Below are 14,003 nucleotides of genomic sequence, written 5' to 3' on the forward strand. Positions count from 1 at the left end.
CGGCGTCGTCGGCGGATGCGCTCAAGGCCCGCGCGGAGGGCGAGGACCTCCGTGGCGCTGCTTGGCAAACAACTCGGAGTCACCCCGCCTGGCTGGCGAAGAGGGCTCGAAAAAAGTTCGGGCCCGGTGTCGGATCGGGGTGGAGGCGTTCGTAGGAGTGGTGAGCGGCGCCCGCGGGGGCATCCCGAAGCAGAGGAGACGAGCCGAGATGCAGTACCTGGTTTCCGTGATCGACAACACCCACAACCTGATCACCGCCGAGGAGGAGGCTGCCGAGCAGGCTGCCATCGACGTGTTCAACGAGCGGCTGCAGGCCGAGGGCCACTGGGTCTTCGCGGGCGGTCTCGGGGTGCCCGACAACGCCACGGTCATCGACAACCGCGGCGAGGAGGCGGTGGTCACCGATGGGCCGTTCCTGGAGTCGAAGGAGTACCTCGCCGGCTTCTGGATCATTGACGCGCCCGACCTCGACGTCGCGCTGAAGCTCGCCGCCGAGGGATCGAAGGCCTGCAACCGCAAGATCGAAGTTCGGCCGTTCCATTGAGCACCCCCGACGTCCGGGAAGCGATCACCCACGTCCACCGCGCGGAGTGGGCGTGGGTGATCGCCGCCCTGACCAGGCGATTCCGTGACCTTGACCTCGCCGAGGAGGCAGCGGCCGAGGCGTTTGCGACCGCCGTCGAGCGGTGGCCGGCCGAGGGCATACCTGCGAACCCCGGTGCCTGGCTGACCACCACGGCCACCCGCAAGGCCCTCGACCGGATCCGGCGGGAGAACAAGCGTGACCAGAAACAGAGGGAAGCTCGGATGTTGCACGACAACGGGCCACCCGAGCCCCTCGGTGCCATCGACGACGACCGACTGCGACTGATCTTCACCTGCTGTCATCCGGCGCTCGAGATGCGGACCCGGGTGGCACTGACCCTGCGCATGGTCGGCGGTCTGACCGTGCCCGAGATCGCCCGCGCCTTCCTGGTGGAGGAGGGCGCGATGGGACAGCGGATCACCCGCGCGAAGGCCAAGATCAAGGCCGCCCGCATCCCGTACCGGGTGCCGTCCGCGGAGGATCTCCCGGCCCGGGTGTCCGGCGTGCTCGCCGTCCTGTTCCTCGTCTTCAACGAGGGCTACCTGGTGAGCGGCCCCGGTACCGATCCCATCCGCCGTGACCTGACCGCCGAGGCGATCCGGCTCACCCGCCTGGTGCGTGTCCTCCTGCCACAGTCCGGCGAGGTCGCCGGACTGCTCGCGCTGATGCTGCTGACCGAGGCCCGCAGCGCTGCCCGGGTGTCGGCCAGCGGCGAACTCGTCGCCCTCGGCGAGCAGGACCGCGGAGCCTGGGACGGCACACTGATCGCCGAGGGGCACCGGTTGGTGCGTGAGCGCCTGGCCACCGGGGTGGCTCCTGGTCGCTACCAGATCCTCGCGGCGATCAACGCGGTGCACACCAGCGCCCGCGACATCCGCGACACCGACTGGTCGCAGGTTCTCGCGCTCTACGACCAGCTCGTCCGCCTCGACCCGTCGCCGATCGTCGCTCTCAACCGGGCTGTCGCGGTCGCCGAACTGGACGGACCGCAGGCGGCGCTGGCCGCCGTCGACCGGCTCGAGGACAGCCTGGCCGGCTACCACGCCTACCACGCGACCCGCGCCGACCTGCTGCGCCGGCTGGGCCGTAGCGAGCAGTCGCGCGCCGCGTACGACCGGGCCATCGAACTGGCCGGCAACACCGCCGAGACCGCCTACCTGACCCGCCGCCGCGACCAGCTGGCGTAGCGCCGCAGGGTCGTCACAGCGGTCGCCCCCGGCGACCCGGCCCAGGTCTCCACCGGTGATCCAGCCGGCACCGGCATCGGACCGCCCGTGGGGCCCGGTCAGAGGTTCTTGATCAGACCGCCGTCGATCAGGTACTCCGCACCGGTGATGTTCGTGGGCGAGGCAAGGAAGGTCACGAGTCGGGCGACCTCCTCGGGGGTGGTGATCCGGCCGGTCGAGGAGCCCATCGTGTCCATCAGCTGCTGGGCGAACGCCTGGTGCTCCAGCCCCTGGGCCTGCGCCAGGCGGGCGATGAACCCGTCGGGCGAGGTCCATACATCGGTGCTCACCGGGCCCGGCGAGACGGTCACCGCCCGCACGCCCTGCGGGGCGTACTGCTCTGAGATCACCTTTCCCAGCGCGTTGAGCGCCGCCTTGGACACGTTGTAGTCAAACGGTCCGGCACTCACCAGCCGGGCCCCGGCGGAGGAGATGGTGATGACCGTGCCGCCGCGCTCGACGAGGCTCGGCAACGCGGCTCTGGTCATCCGCAGTGCGCTGTAGAAGACCAGGTTGAAGGTGTCCGCCCACGCCTCGTCCGGCAGCGTGGCCACTGTCGCCGTCGCTTTGCGGACCGATTCGGCCGGATCCCCGATTCCGACGTTGTTGACCAGCAGGTCGATCCCGCCGAGCTCGTCGAGCGCCCGTCGGACGAGTTCGGCGGCGCCCTGCGGTGTCGACAGGTCGACCAGCACCGGGACCGCCGACGTCGCCAGCAGCTCGGTCGTCGCGGACCGTGAACCGCTCACCACCCGCACCCCCTCGGCCAGCAGGGCCCGCACGGTGGCCAGTCCCACGCCCTTGCTGCCGCCGGTGACGACGGCGGTTGTGCCCTGCAGGTTCAGGTCCACGAATGCTCCTTGACGTTGGTAGCGATGACGCCGAGTGCGGCGGTGACGAGCGTGACGGCGATGCCCGCGCGGAAACCGGACAGCAGTGCGGCTGACGAACTGCCGTGTGTGGCGGCGTTGTCGACGGCTGTGACGACGGCCAGCACGAGCGCTCCACCGAACTGGAACGACGTGTTGACCAGGCCCCCGGCGAGGCCCTGCTCGGCCGGGACGATGCCGTTCGTGGCGGCCATGTTCAGCGGCCCGAAGGCGAGCGCGAAGCCCAGCCCGCCCAGCAGGACGGTGGGAAGGATGCCGGACAGGTAGGCGGTGTTCTCGTCGATGCGGAGGAACAGGGCGTAGGCCGCGACGGCGGACGTGAGACCCGCAGTGATCAGCGGTGTGGTACTGAAGCGGCCCACAAGCCTGCCGATCTGCGACGCCAGGGCCACGACGACGACGCCGCTGGGGAACACCGCGGCGCCGGTCTCGATGGCCGACCAGCCGCGGAGCTGCTGCAGGTAGAGCGTGGCGATGAAGAGGAAACCGACCCATGCGCCGAACAGCGACGCCGCGCCCAGATTGGCTCGGACGAGATCGGCCGACCGCAGAATCCCCAGGCGTACCAGGGGATGTGCGGCCCTGCGCTCCCGGATGACGAAGGCAACGAACCCGATGGCTGCAGCGGCACCCGCTGCCCAGGTGAGCACCGGATGTCCCTGCGGGACCTCGACGACGGCGAAGACCGCCAGCAGCATGGCCGTGGTCAGGGCGAGGGCACCCGCCGCGTCGAAGGGGCCGCCGTCGGTCGACCGCTGATCTCGCGGGACGTGCCGCGCCGCTGCGAGCAGCGTTGCCGCCGCGACCATCACCGGCAGGAAGAACGTCCAGCGCCAGGCGATCTGGGTGAGCCCGCCGCCGATCACCAGCCCGAGGGAGAAGCCGCTCGCGCCGGTCGCCGTGTAGATCGCCAGCGCCCGGTTGCGGACGGGACCCTCGTCGAAGGTCGTCGTGATGATCGACAGGCCGGCGGGTGCGGTGAAGGCGGCGCTGACGCCCTTGACGAAACGACTGGCGATGAGGGTCGCCGCCCCGGTGGCGACCCCACCGAGACCGGAGGCGACGACGAACACCGCGAGTGAGACGAGGAAGGTGTGGCGCCGGCCGACGATGTCCGCCACCCGGCCGCCCAGGAGCAGGAAGCCGCCGTATCCGAGTACGTAGGCGCTGACGACCCACTGCAGCGACGCGTTCGACATCGACAGGTCGGCCCGGATCGAGGGCAGGGCGACGCCGACCATGGACACGTCGAGCCCGTCGAGGAACAGCGCTCCGCACAGCACGAGAAGCAGCATCCGCCGACCCCTCAGCGACGCCGGAGCGACGGCGGACCCCTGCGGTGTCGCGACATCCATGCCTGGTAGCCACCCTTCGCCTGAATTAACCGGTGAGTTCAGAGGCTAGCACGGCCTGAACTCACCGGTTAGTCTTGACGCATGGCAGACGCTGCGGTTCCATCCCTGCGCGACCGGGTCATCACGGCGGCAGGCCAGCTGTTCTACGCCGATGGCTACGGCGTCACGATCGATGCGGTGGCCCAGCAGGCCGGCGTCGCCAAGCCGACGGTCTACGCGCACTTCGGCTCGAAGGAGTCGCTGATCGAGGCCACTCTCGTCCGCGGGGTCGAGGAGTTCTTCGCTGACCTCGCTCTGGAGGTCACGCGGCACGACGGCGATCCGGTCGCACAGCTACTGGCCCCGTTCGACCTGCTGGCCAAGGGCCTGCCCGATCCGGAGTACCACGGCTGCATCTGCATCAACGCCGCCGCGTCGTTCCCGCGCACGGACCATCCGGCCCATGCCGTCCTGCTCTCGCTGGACGCCCGGATGATCGAGGAGTTCGAGCGGCTGGGCCGGGCGGCCGGGGCGAGACAGCCGGTCCTGCTCGCCCGTCAGCTGCTCGTGCTGTTCGACGGCGTCAAGGCGCGCGGTCTGAGCGACAGCTCCGACCAGCCGGCCAGGGATGCCAGGGCCGCAGCCAGGGCTCTGCTCGCGGCAGCATCCTGAGCCGGTGCGCGGACGGCGTCGCCGTCCTGCGGCTCAGGGAATCTCCGCCGGGGCGGCCGGCGGCTGGCGAGGCGGCGGCGGTTCGTGGGGCTCGGCCCTGCTTCGGGCGAGGCGACGGTAGGCGCCGGGGGCGAGGCCGTACTCCCGTTTGAAGGCTTTGGCGAAGGCGAACTCGGAGGTGTAGCCGACGTGGTGCGCGACGGCGGACAACGGCAGGTCCCGCTGGCGCAGCAGGCGGGCCGCGGTGGTCAGCCGCCATCGGGTGAGGTAGGTCAGCGGCGGTTCACCGACCAGCGCGGTGAACCGCCGGGCGAACGTGGCCCGAGTGAGCCCGGCTTCGGCACCCAGCTGCTCCACCGTCCACGAGCGGGCCGGATCCTGATGGATGCGACGCAGGCTGGGGCCGATCGCCGGGTCGGTCAGCGCCCGGCTCCAGCCGGTGGGGTGCTCGTCCCCCCAGGCGCGCAGGATGTAGACGAGCAGGGCGTCCACCAGCGTGGTGATGATGGCCTCCGCGCCCGGCGCCTGCTCCTCGACCTCCGCACCGAGTAGATCCACCGCCGTGTGCAGTCCGTGCCGGCGCCGGTTCGACAGGTACACCAGGTCGGGAAGAGCGGCCAGCATCGGATGTGGCCGGCGGGGATCGATCCGGTAGGCGCCCGAGAGCAGGACCGTCTGTGCTCCGGCGGGGGACCCGGCGAGATGCTGGTGGCCGATCCGCCTGGCCTGCCGGTCGGGGTCCATGCGAAAGGTGACGGCCGGGGTGGCCGGGTCGTCGGCCAGAGCATGCTCCCCGCCACCCGTGAGCAACACGACGTCGCCGGCGCGCAGGGCCAGCGGCTGCTCGCCGGCGACCGTCAGCCAGCAGGTGCCCCGCAGGACCACGTGGAAGCCGAAACCCTGATTGCCGCCGAACCGGAGCCCCCACGGGGCGTGTGCCCGGGTACGCACGCACAGGGTCGGGCCGCTTTCCAACACCGCGAGCACGTCGGTGAGGACATCCACCAGCCGATCATATCCGTTCTGGATGTCTCACTGAGATGATCGGACATGAATATGGTCGTTCCGGACATTGTTCGTCGCATGCCGGTGGTCCTACCGTGAGCATCGCAGCTGACGAACGGCCGACCGGGCTTGCGATCCGTCGAGTGGCCGGCGGGCCTCGTCGCGCACCTTCTGCTCTCGCACTCCGACGGAAGAATCGAGCTCTCATGGACCTGCAGTTGCGTGACAGACGAGCGCTGGTTACCGGCAGCTCCAGTGGCATCGGCCGAGCCATCGCGCTCGTTCTGGCCCAGGAAGGCGCTGCCGTCGTGGTGCACGGCCGGGACGGCGAACGGGCACAGGCCACCGCGGACGCCATCGTCGCCGCCGGTGGTACGGCGGCGGTGGTGCTCGGCGACCTGGCCGACGAAGCGGCCGCGACCCGGGTCGCCGCCGAGGCCACCGCGGCCCTCGGCGGTATCGACATCCTGGTCAACAACGCCGGCGCGGCCTACGACGCCGGCTGGGTCGGGGTAACCGCCGCCGACTGGCGCACCCTGTATGACGCCAATGTCGTCGGTGCGGTCCGTCTGATCCTCGCGCTGACACCGCGGATGCGGGAAAGCACCTGGGGGCGCGTCATCCAGATCGGCAGCGCGGCGGGCACCCACCCGCTGCCCGTCCGGGCCGCCTACAGCGCGGCCAAGGCGGCGCTGACCAATCTCACGGTGAGCCTCGCCAAGGAACTCGCCGGCACCGGGATCACCGCGAACACCGTCAGCCCCGGCCCGACCCTGACAGAGGGGTTCCGGGAGTTCGCCCGGACGTTTGCCCGCCACCACGGGCTTGCCGACGAGGCCGCGGCCATCCGTATGCTGATCGACGGTCCGCTGGCCAGCCCCGCCGCCCGGCTGGCCGTTCCGGAGGAGATCGCCGCCCTGGTGGCCTTCGTGGCCAGCCCGTTCGGCGCCTCCATCAACGGCGCCAATCTCCGCATCGACGGGGGACTGATTCCTGCCGTCAACTGAGCGGAGCCAGTCCACCGAACGCCTCGGCCGACACCGATGGAAGGCCGACAGAACCCTGGGTTGTTATTGCCGGCTGACGCCGCGCTACGAACGCAACGGCCGTCGCTTCCGCTGATCAGCGAGTCCGGCCGGAACCCCGACGGCCTACAGGGGGTGAACCCCCTGTAGGCCAGCCTGCCGAGATCTTGTCGTCGCGATCACCGATGAGGCTGAGATACCTCGTCATCTCCAACGTCGTTTCACTGTCGGCTACGGACGTCATGGCTGCCGGTCCCGGCCCGCCGTGGTCAGCCAGGCTGCGAGGAGCGGAGAGGGAACGCTGAGCGGCACATCGGCGATTCTTCCGCGACCGGCCGCGGCACCCGTCACGTTCGTCGCCTCGTCGTTGCAACCGCTACCTGCCGATGCCGGGGAATGGGTCCCGCCGCAGACGGATGCGGCTGCGGAAGGCGCGGGGTTACCAGGGGACGGGGGTGCCGTCCCAGGAGAAGAAGCCTCCGGTCGGGCCGTCGTCGGGCAGCAGGGCGAGGCGGACGGCACCAGCGGCGCCCTCGGCCGGGTCGCCGGCGCGGGACGAGGCGCGCCCTGGCCCGTTCAGGTCGGTGCGCCGCGCGCCGGGCGCGAGCGCGTTGACCTTGAACCCGTCGTCGGCCAGGGCGTTGGCGTACAGGACGGTGAGCTCGTTCAGCGCTGTCTTCGACGACCGGTATGCGCCCAGAGCGCCCGTCGGCCTGTTCGCGAAGACGATGATGCCCTCAGCCTGGCCGGCGGAGGCCGCGAGCGAGGCGGTGCCGCTGGAGATGTTCACGATCCTGGGGTGCGCGGAGCGCCGCAGCACTGGCAGAAACGCGTTGGTGACGGCCACCACGCCGAATACGTTGGTCTCATAGACGCGGCGGAACGTGTCCGGATCCTCCTCGGTCACCTGCCTCGGGGCGCCGGAGGAGATACCGGCGTTGTTGACCAGGATGTCCAGGGAGGGCACCTGCCGTGCCGCCGCCGCGATGCCGTCGGCGCTCGTGACATCGAGGACGAGCAGCCGTGCGTCGCCGTCGATGTCCGCGACAGCGTCCTTGCCCCGCTCGGCGTCCCGCGAGCCGACGTACACGGTGTGCCCCGCCGCCGCGAGCTGCCGGGCAATGTCCTTGCCGATACCTTTGTTAGCCCCGCTGACCAGTGCGATCGACTTGTTCATGTGATCCAGGGTGCCCATGGTCTGGTCGCGCATCCAGGCATCATTGGTACGAGGCTGGGCGGCTGATCGGTCAGGAGAATGGCAGATGGCACGACAGGGACTGGCCAGCTTCCTACGCGACCGGCGGGAGGCGCTACACCCGGCTGACGTCGGCCTACCCGCAGGTGCTCGCCGACGTACGCCGGGCCTGCGGCGCGAGGAGGTCGCGGGGCTGGCGAACATATCGGCGGAGTACTACGCGCGGCTTGAGCAGGCGCGCGGGCCGCGACCGTCGGCACCGGTCCTGGACGGCGTCGCGAACGCGCTGCGGCTGACGCGTGCGGAGCGGGCACACGTGTTCCGGCTGGCTGGCGTGGCCTTGCCGGCACCGGCCGGACCCCCGCGCCGGGTCCGCCCCTACGTGGCGAGCCTGTTGGAGCGGATGCCGGACACGGCGGCGATCGTCACCGCGGCCAGCTACGACGTGATCGCGTGGAATCACGTGGCGGAGGCACTGATGGGCAGCCTTCGCGACAGCCCCAATCTCGCTCGGCGCCGCTTCCTGCGGCGCGAGGAGGTTCTGACCACCGGGCACGAGGACTTCGGTGAGATCGCCGTTGCGCGGCTACGCGCTGCGGCGGATCGCTATCCGCGCGACCAGGCGCTCGCGGCGCTGCTCGCAGAACTATGCGCGGGCAGCGACGAGTTCACCGCGATCTGGAACACGCATCCGGTGCGTACCCCCAGCCACCGGACCAAGACGATGTTCCACCCTGAGATGGGCCCGCTACGCGTCCACTGCGACGTGCTCACCGTCCCAGAAGACGACCAGCAGGTCGTCTTCATCACCGCCGACCCGGGCTCCCCGAGCGCCCGCGCCCTCCGGCAGCTGGCTGCCGGCATTGTCCCCAGCCGTGACCGTCCGGCCTGGATGGACCGAGACCAGGTCGCCACCTGAGCTGCTCTGGCCGCTCAGGTGGCGTGATGTCACAGAGGCCGCGGCGAACCGTCGCTGGCAACGCGGCGGTCAGGCCGCACTCCACCAGAGCCCTGGACCCTCGCAATCACAGGGGCATCGTGCCCTCGGCGTCCTCTGTGCCCTCCTCCGTTTGACGCCGTGACCGGCGGGCGCCTAAGCTGACTCCACTTCCTCCCCGCCGTCCCCTTTGGGACTGGCGGGGTTTTTTCTGGATCGGCTACATCATGACCCCACGAGTCGCGGTCTTCATCGACTACCAGAACGTTCATTTCTCGGCGCGAAGCAGGTTCCTGCCGGCCGACGCGTCACGTCACCACGGTCATGTTGATCCTGGCCGGGTGGCCGAGCGGATCGTCGCCGGTCGCCGGTCGCCGGTCGCCGCTTCGGTGGCGAGTTGACGTCCGTCCGGATCTATTATCAAGGTCCGCGAATTCAAGAAGCAGATGAAGGCCGCTGCCAAGGCGTGGTCTACCTGAGCGCTCTCCGGGCGGCGCATAGCTATGCATATCCATCGGACGACCTGCGCGGCGAGACCGCACAGCCCCCTTCTGCGGCATCTTCACGAGTGCCTGTAGTCGGCGAGCACCGCCTGGCATATGAGCGCGAACGCCTGAAGCTCATCCTCACCGGCGGCGACGGCGGTCATCGACGGATGACGGGCGCCGGCCTGGTCCGCTGCGGCCCTCTCCTCGACGTGGTTGGCCGGCTCTCGTTCACAGAATCGTCGAATTCCTCCTCAAAGCCGGATGGCGAGGTCGACGCCGTCGTCGAGGGGGACAGCGCAGTTGAGGTAGCCGTTCGCCGGATCGTGGACGTACTCGAGGTAGTCGCGGTTCTCCTCGGCGAACAGCGTCACGTCGTCGGCGATGACCAGCGCGCCGGAGGCGAGTGTGGGCTCGAGCGCTCGCAGCAGCGGCAGATACAGCTGGTTCCAGCCGTCAAGCAGCAGCAGGTCGATCGGCCCGGGCAGGTCCCGCAGCGTTTCGAATGCGTCGCCGACCCGCACGTCGACGAGGTCCCCGAAGCCGGCCTCGGCCAGGTTCGCACGGGCCGCCGCCGCCTTCGTCGCGGACAGCTCGGTGGTGACGACCCGGCCGCCGCCGTTGTCCCGGAGCGCTGCGGCCAGATGGATCGTGGAGATCCCGAAGGACGTGCCGAACTCGACCACGAGCGCGGCGTTGCGTGCTCGAGCGAGGAGGTAGAGCAGCCGCCCCACCTCCGGGGCGACGGGCATGTAGATCTCGGCCGCGGCCTCGGCCGCCGCCGCGGCCAGGGAGCCGTCGACTTCGCCGCTGAACCGGTCGCGCAGCGCCAACAATGCGGGACCCTCCTGGGCGGCCGCGCTGAACAGGCGGTTCAGCACGGTGCGCGCAGCGTCATCGAGCAGTGTCGCAGGCATGGTGAAGACACCTTTCGGGAGGTTGATCTCGCCAAGAGCCGGACGGGCCCTCAGCAGGGCTGGCGGTACCGAAGGCAGTGTCCGCGCGCTCGGTCCGCGTTCTTACCGGACACCTAGTCGCGTACTGTCGCGATAGGTCGTTTTGGGTGCAGCCCAAGCCTAGGTGCCGGGCGATCTGCCTTCAAATGCATGTCAATCACTGAAACGATGCGTGGCATGCATAGTGCAGCGCCGATGGAGGCAGGCGGCTCACGGCCGTTGTCCGGCGTCGATCTCAACCTGCTCGTCGCCCTCGACGCGTTGCTCACCGAACGCAGTGTCAGTGCCGCCGCCCGCCGCCTGCACCTGACCGAGCCGGCGACGAGTCGCGCCCTGGGCCGTATCCGCCGCACCACCGGCGATCAGATCCTTGTCCGCACCGGCCACACCATGGTCCCGACTCCACGCGCCCTCGAGATCCAGGCGGAGGTCAGCGACCTGGTCCGCCGCGCCCAGGCCGTGTTCGCGTCGGTCGGCATGCCCGACCTCACCGACCTGGACCGGACGTTCACCATCCTCAGCAGCGACATGCTCATCGCCGCCGTCGGTCCCGATCTGCTCGATCGCCTCGCCATCGAGGCCCCCGCCGTGCGGATCCGCTTCCTGCCCGAGCCGACCCCGTCCGCCGACCCGCTGCGCGACGGCACCGCTGACCTCGAGATCGGCGAAATCGACTCAACCGCGCCGGAGATCCGGGTCGAGACGCTCGGCGCCGATGACGCCGTCCTCATCGTCCGCGTCGGCCATCCCCTCACCACGGGGCCCGTCACGCTTGACCGCGTCGTGACCGCTCGTCACGTCGTTGCCTCCCGCCGCGGACGCTTCCGCGGCCCCCTCGACGACGCGCTTGCCGCCCAGGGCCTACGCCGCAACGTGGCCGTCGCCGTACCCTCCCACACTGCCGCCCTGAGAATGGTCGCCCACAGCGACCTCGTCGGCATCGCCCCCCGCCGCCTCGGCCGTTCTGCCCTCACCGCCGCCGGCCTGGCCGTCCTCGACCTCGACCTGGCACTGCCGCCCCTGCCGGTCAGCCTCGCCTGGCATCCCCGCAACGATGCCGACGCCCCTCACCGCTGGCTGCGCACCTACCTGCGCGATGTCATCATCGCCGCCCTGAGCGGTCCGCCCGTTGACGCCAGCGTCTGACGGGTCAGAGCCGCTCCGGCGGGCGTCCTGACTACGTGCTTCGCTGGTCTGCCAGAGCTGGCGAGGCTTATCGGCTACGGCATGCCCCCGCAGGTCACTGTCTTCGTCAACGACCAGTAGCGCCGCTGATCGAGATGGTGCTGGACCGGCAAATCAGATGAACAGGGAACCCGTGGAGCTACCCGGGGACCAGGCGACCTGCTCGCCGCCGCGGCTACCGCGATCGCGTGGCGCAGGGCCTCGGGGCGACGCGTGCCCATGGCTCCGATCATGACCGGTCCTTGAGGGAGCCGAGCTGAGCCTGACGGCTGGCGCGGTCCCGGCAGTGTTCCAGGTACTGACGTTCGGCCGGGTCGTGGGTCAGGCTGATCGCGCTTTCATAAGCCACGACGGCCTCTTCCTTCCGCCCGAGCCGGTCCAACAGATGCGCACGGGTGGCTTTGGCCGGCTGAAACCGGTGGCTGTGCTGACCGGCTTCGGCCAGCAGCGCGTCGAGCGTGGCCAGTCCCGCTGCCGGCCCGTCGATCTCGGCGGTGACGGCGGCGAGAGCGACACTGCTGCCGAGAGAGGGCTCGACGGCGTGCAGGATGCGGTGCAGGGCGAGCAACGCCGGCCAGTCCATGGTGCCGCCGAGGCCCCGGGCGCAGTGCATGGCCTGGATCGCGGCTTCGAGCTGGAACCGTCCCAGATGTCCACGCGCGTGCGCGGCCCGCAGGTGTTCGTGGGCCCGGCTGATCAGGCGCCGGTCCCACAGCGAAGGATCGTGCTCGGCGAGCGGGACGAAACGCCCGTTCGCATCAACTCGTGCCGGTGCGCGTGCCGCCGAGAGCCCGATCAAGGCCGCGAGCCCCCGCGCCTCGGGATCGTCGGGAACGAGCGTGGTGAGCACTTCGGCGAGGTGCAGCGCCTCCGAAGGCAGCTGGCGGGCTTGCGGTCCGGTCGCCCAGTCGATGATGTAGGTGCCGTAGACCGCCTCGAGGACCGAGGGCATCCGCGCGAGGAGGTCTACCCGGTCCGGGATGCGGAAAGGGATGCCCGCGGCCTTGATGCGCTTCTTGGCCCGGACCAGCCGCGTCGCCATCGTCGACGGCGGCACCGAGAAGGCCCGCCCGACCTGCTCGGCGGTGAAGCCGAGCACCGTGTTGAGCATCAGCGGGGTGCGCACCGCGGGTTCGATCGCCGGATGCGCACACACGAGCATCAGTTCAAGCCGCCGGTCAGGGATCGCATCGACGTCGATGTCCTCGACATACGCCGGTGAGTCCTGGCCAGCGTCGAGAGGGACGGTCCGTTGCACCCGCGCGGACTTCCACTGGTCGCGCCCCCGGTTGCGGGCGACGGCCAGCAGCCACGCGCTGGGATTGCCTGGCACTCCCTGTGACGGCCACGTCCGCAGGGCCTGCTCGAACGCGTCGGCCAGCATGTCCTGCGCGGAGGTGAGGTCACTGGTGGAGGCGGCCAGCAGAGCGAGGAGCCGGCCGTAACTGTCCCGGGCCGCAATATCCGCGCAGCGGTACGCCGGCCCCGGCTCGTCCTGGCCGGGGCCGGCTTCCCGCCCGTCGCCGGGCGTCAGCGTGACCATGCGCCCTTGACGAGGGCGGTCGCGCTCGGGCGTACCTCGATCATGCCCCACTGAGCGCCAGGGCACTTCTCGGCCCAGCCGATGGCCGCATCCAGGTCAGGTACCTCGAGCATGAAGATCCCGGCCAGGGCATCCTTCGTCTCGGCGAAGGGTCCGTCCTGCACCCGCAGACCGCCCTCCCTGCGGGTCACGGTCGTCGTCGCGGCGGACGGCTGGAGCACATCGGCCGATAGCAGTACCCCGGCAGACTCCAGCGCCCGGCCGTAGGCCCCGAACGCCTCCTTCGCCTCCTCGATCGCCTCCTCGCTGATCTCCCCTTCGCCGGGCTCCCGGTAGTGCATCAGCAGTGCGTAACGCATCGTTGCCTCCCGTACCAGTGTCGCGCCGGTCGCGACATCCACATCAAGATGACGATCGGGCGACCCTCAGATCGTCACCCGGGAAGCGAGAAGTCGCCGTTGTCTGCGACGCCTGGCACAGGCGGCCCGGCCGAGCCCGTCACCCGCCGCGGGCCGCGGGCCAGCGCCTGCGGGCTGACCATCGAGACATGCTCGGCTGCGGGTGTGCAGCGGGACTTCACCTGAGCCAGATTGCCGAGGCCGACGGGCTGCTGACGAAAGACCCGTGGCGCTGCTGATCGGGATGGTTCTGGACCAGCAAGTCGGACAAACAAGGAACGATCGGTAGGCGGAGCCCAGTGTCGACGGCCTGCTTCGGTCGGGGCCGGTCGTCGGCGGAACGTGGCCCGTGGCCCGTGGCCCGTGGCATGGTGGTCACGACGGCGTAATACGCTGTGTTACGATAATGGCATGCCAAACATTCGGTTCACGATCTCGACGGCTCCGGACGTCCAGGCCGCGATCAGAGTGCATGCCGAGGCGGCCGGTATGGATGTGTCCGCCTACATGATCGCGGCGGCCGTCGCGCAGATGGCGCGCGACGATGCCGCCACGGCGACCTTCGC

14 protein-coding genes and 1 pseudogene are annotated in these 14,003 nt (G+C 70.1%); 8 read left to right on the forward strand and 7 right to left on the reverse strand.

Annotated features, from left to right (window positions below; translation table 11 throughout):
* The first annotated feature begins 208 nt into the window (after positions 1-208).
* Both ND747_RS30170 and ND747_RS18090 read left to right on the forward strand, forming a co-directional pair.
* Entirely contained in the window at positions 209-544 is a 336-nt protein-coding gene (locus tag ND747_RS30170) for a YciI family protein (RefSeq protein WP_374216260.1), read from the forward strand.
* Positions 541-1,773: an RNA polymerase sigma factor gene (locus tag ND747_RS18090; protein ID WP_251734800.1), complete on the forward strand. Its 1,233-nt coding sequence runs from the start codon at positions 541-543 to the stop codon at positions 1,771-1,773. The genes ND747_RS30170 and ND747_RS18090 overlap by 4 nt, the downstream gene beginning before the upstream one ends.
* Before the next feature lie 98 nt (positions 1,774-1,871).
* Here the strand turns inward: ND747_RS18090 and ND747_RS18095 are convergent, their stop codons facing one another.
* Complete coding sequence (locus ND747_RS18095) at positions 1,872-2,663, reverse strand: SDR family oxidoreductase (protein ID WP_251734802.1); 792 nt, start codon at positions 2,661-2,663, stop codon at positions 1,872-1,874.
* Positions 2,654-3,997, reverse strand: a complete 1,344-nt coding sequence (locus tag ND747_RS18100; RefSeq protein ID WP_251734804.1) for an MFS transporter — start codon at positions 3,995-3,997, stop codon at positions 2,654-2,656. Before ND747_RS18100 ends, ND747_RS18095 begins: the two co-directional genes overlap by 10 nt.
* A 141-nt stretch (positions 3,998-4,138) precedes the next feature.
* Between ND747_RS18100 and ND747_RS18105 the strand changes: the two genes are divergently transcribed.
* The gene (locus ND747_RS18105; RefSeq protein WP_251734805.1) at positions 4,139-4,708 is read left to right on the forward strand and encodes a TetR/AcrR family transcriptional regulator; all 570 of its coding nucleotides are present in this window, start codon (positions 4,139-4,141) and stop codon (positions 4,706-4,708) included.
* Positions 4,709-4,741: 33 nt separating this feature from the next.
* On the opposite strand, the gene ND747_RS18110 is transcribed toward ND747_RS18105, so the two are convergent.
* Positions 4,742-5,713: an AraC family transcriptional regulator gene (locus tag ND747_RS18110; protein ID WP_251734807.1), complete on the reverse strand. Its 972-nt coding sequence runs from the start codon at positions 5,711-5,713 to the stop codon at positions 4,742-4,744.
* A gap of 218 nt (positions 5,714-5,931) precedes the next feature.
* Between ND747_RS18110 and ND747_RS18115 the strand changes: the two genes are divergently transcribed.
* Positions 5,932-6,720: an SDR family NAD(P)-dependent oxidoreductase gene (locus ND747_RS18115; protein ID WP_251734809.1), complete on the forward strand. Its 789-nt coding sequence runs from the start codon at positions 5,932-5,934 to the stop codon at positions 6,718-6,720.
* A gap of 7 nt (positions 6,721-6,727) precedes the next feature.
* Positions 6,728-6,829 (forward strand): annotated as a pseudogene (locus ND747_RS30175) (IS5/IS1182 family transposase); the annotation flags it as partial.
* A gap of 348 nt (positions 6,830-7,177) precedes the next feature.
* On the opposite strand, the gene ND747_RS18120 reads toward ND747_RS30175, so the two are convergent.
* The gene (locus ND747_RS18120) at positions 7,178-7,915 is read right to left on the reverse strand and encodes an SDR family NAD(P)-dependent oxidoreductase (protein WP_374216261.1); all 738 of its coding nucleotides are present in this window, start codon (positions 7,913-7,915) and stop codon (positions 7,178-7,180) included.
* Positions 7,916-8,000: 85 nt separating this feature from the next.
* Between ND747_RS18120 and ND747_RS18125 the strand changes: the two genes are divergently transcribed.
* The gene (locus tag ND747_RS18125; RefSeq protein WP_251734813.1) at positions 8,001-8,852 is read left to right on the forward strand and encodes a helix-turn-helix transcriptional regulator; all 852 of its coding nucleotides are present in this window, start codon (positions 8,001-8,003) and stop codon (positions 8,850-8,852) included.
* A 245-nt stretch (positions 8,853-9,097) separates the two neighbouring features.
* Positions 9,098-9,271 (forward strand): hypothetical protein, encoded by a 174-nt coding sequence (locus ND747_RS18130; RefSeq protein WP_251734815.1) that lies wholly within the window; start codon positions 9,098-9,100, stop codon positions 9,269-9,271.
* A gap of 338 nt (positions 9,272-9,609) precedes the next feature.
* Here ND747_RS18130 and ND747_RS18135 read toward each other — a convergent pair whose 3' ends face one another.
* Positions 9,610-10,272, reverse strand: a complete 663-nt coding sequence (locus tag ND747_RS18135) for an O-methyltransferase (protein ID WP_251734817.1) — start codon at positions 10,270-10,272, stop codon at positions 9,610-9,612.
* A gap of 216 nt (positions 10,273-10,488) precedes the next feature.
* On the opposite strand from ND747_RS18135, the gene ND747_RS18140 reads away from it, so the two are divergent.
* Positions 10,489-11,457, forward strand: coding sequence for a LysR family transcriptional regulator (locus ND747_RS18140; RefSeq protein ID WP_251734819.1), 969 nt, complete (start codon positions 10,489-10,491; stop codon positions 11,455-11,457).
* A 268-nt stretch (positions 11,458-11,725) separates the two neighbouring features.
* Here ND747_RS18140 and ND747_RS18145 read toward each other — a convergent pair whose 3' ends face one another.
* Both ND747_RS18145 and ND747_RS18150 read right to left on the reverse strand, forming a co-directional pair.
* Positions 11,726-13,030 carry an RNA polymerase sigma factor gene (locus ND747_RS18145; protein ID WP_374216262.1) on the reverse strand — a complete coding sequence of 435 codons (1,305 nt, stop codon included), beginning with the start codon at positions 13,028-13,030 and terminating at the stop codon, positions 11,726-11,728.
* The gene (locus ND747_RS18150) at positions 13,027-13,398 is read right to left on the reverse strand and encodes a YciI family protein (RefSeq protein WP_251734821.1); all 372 of its coding nucleotides are present in this window, start codon (positions 13,396-13,398) and stop codon (positions 13,027-13,029) included. The genes ND747_RS18145 and ND747_RS18150 overlap by 4 nt, the downstream gene beginning before the upstream one ends.
* Positions 13,399-14,003 lie beyond the last annotated feature (605 nt).

Source organism: Frankia sp. R82, assembly GCF_023716925.1.
Classification (GTDB): Bacteria; Actinomycetota; Actinomycetes; order Frankiales; family Frankiaceae; genus Frankia.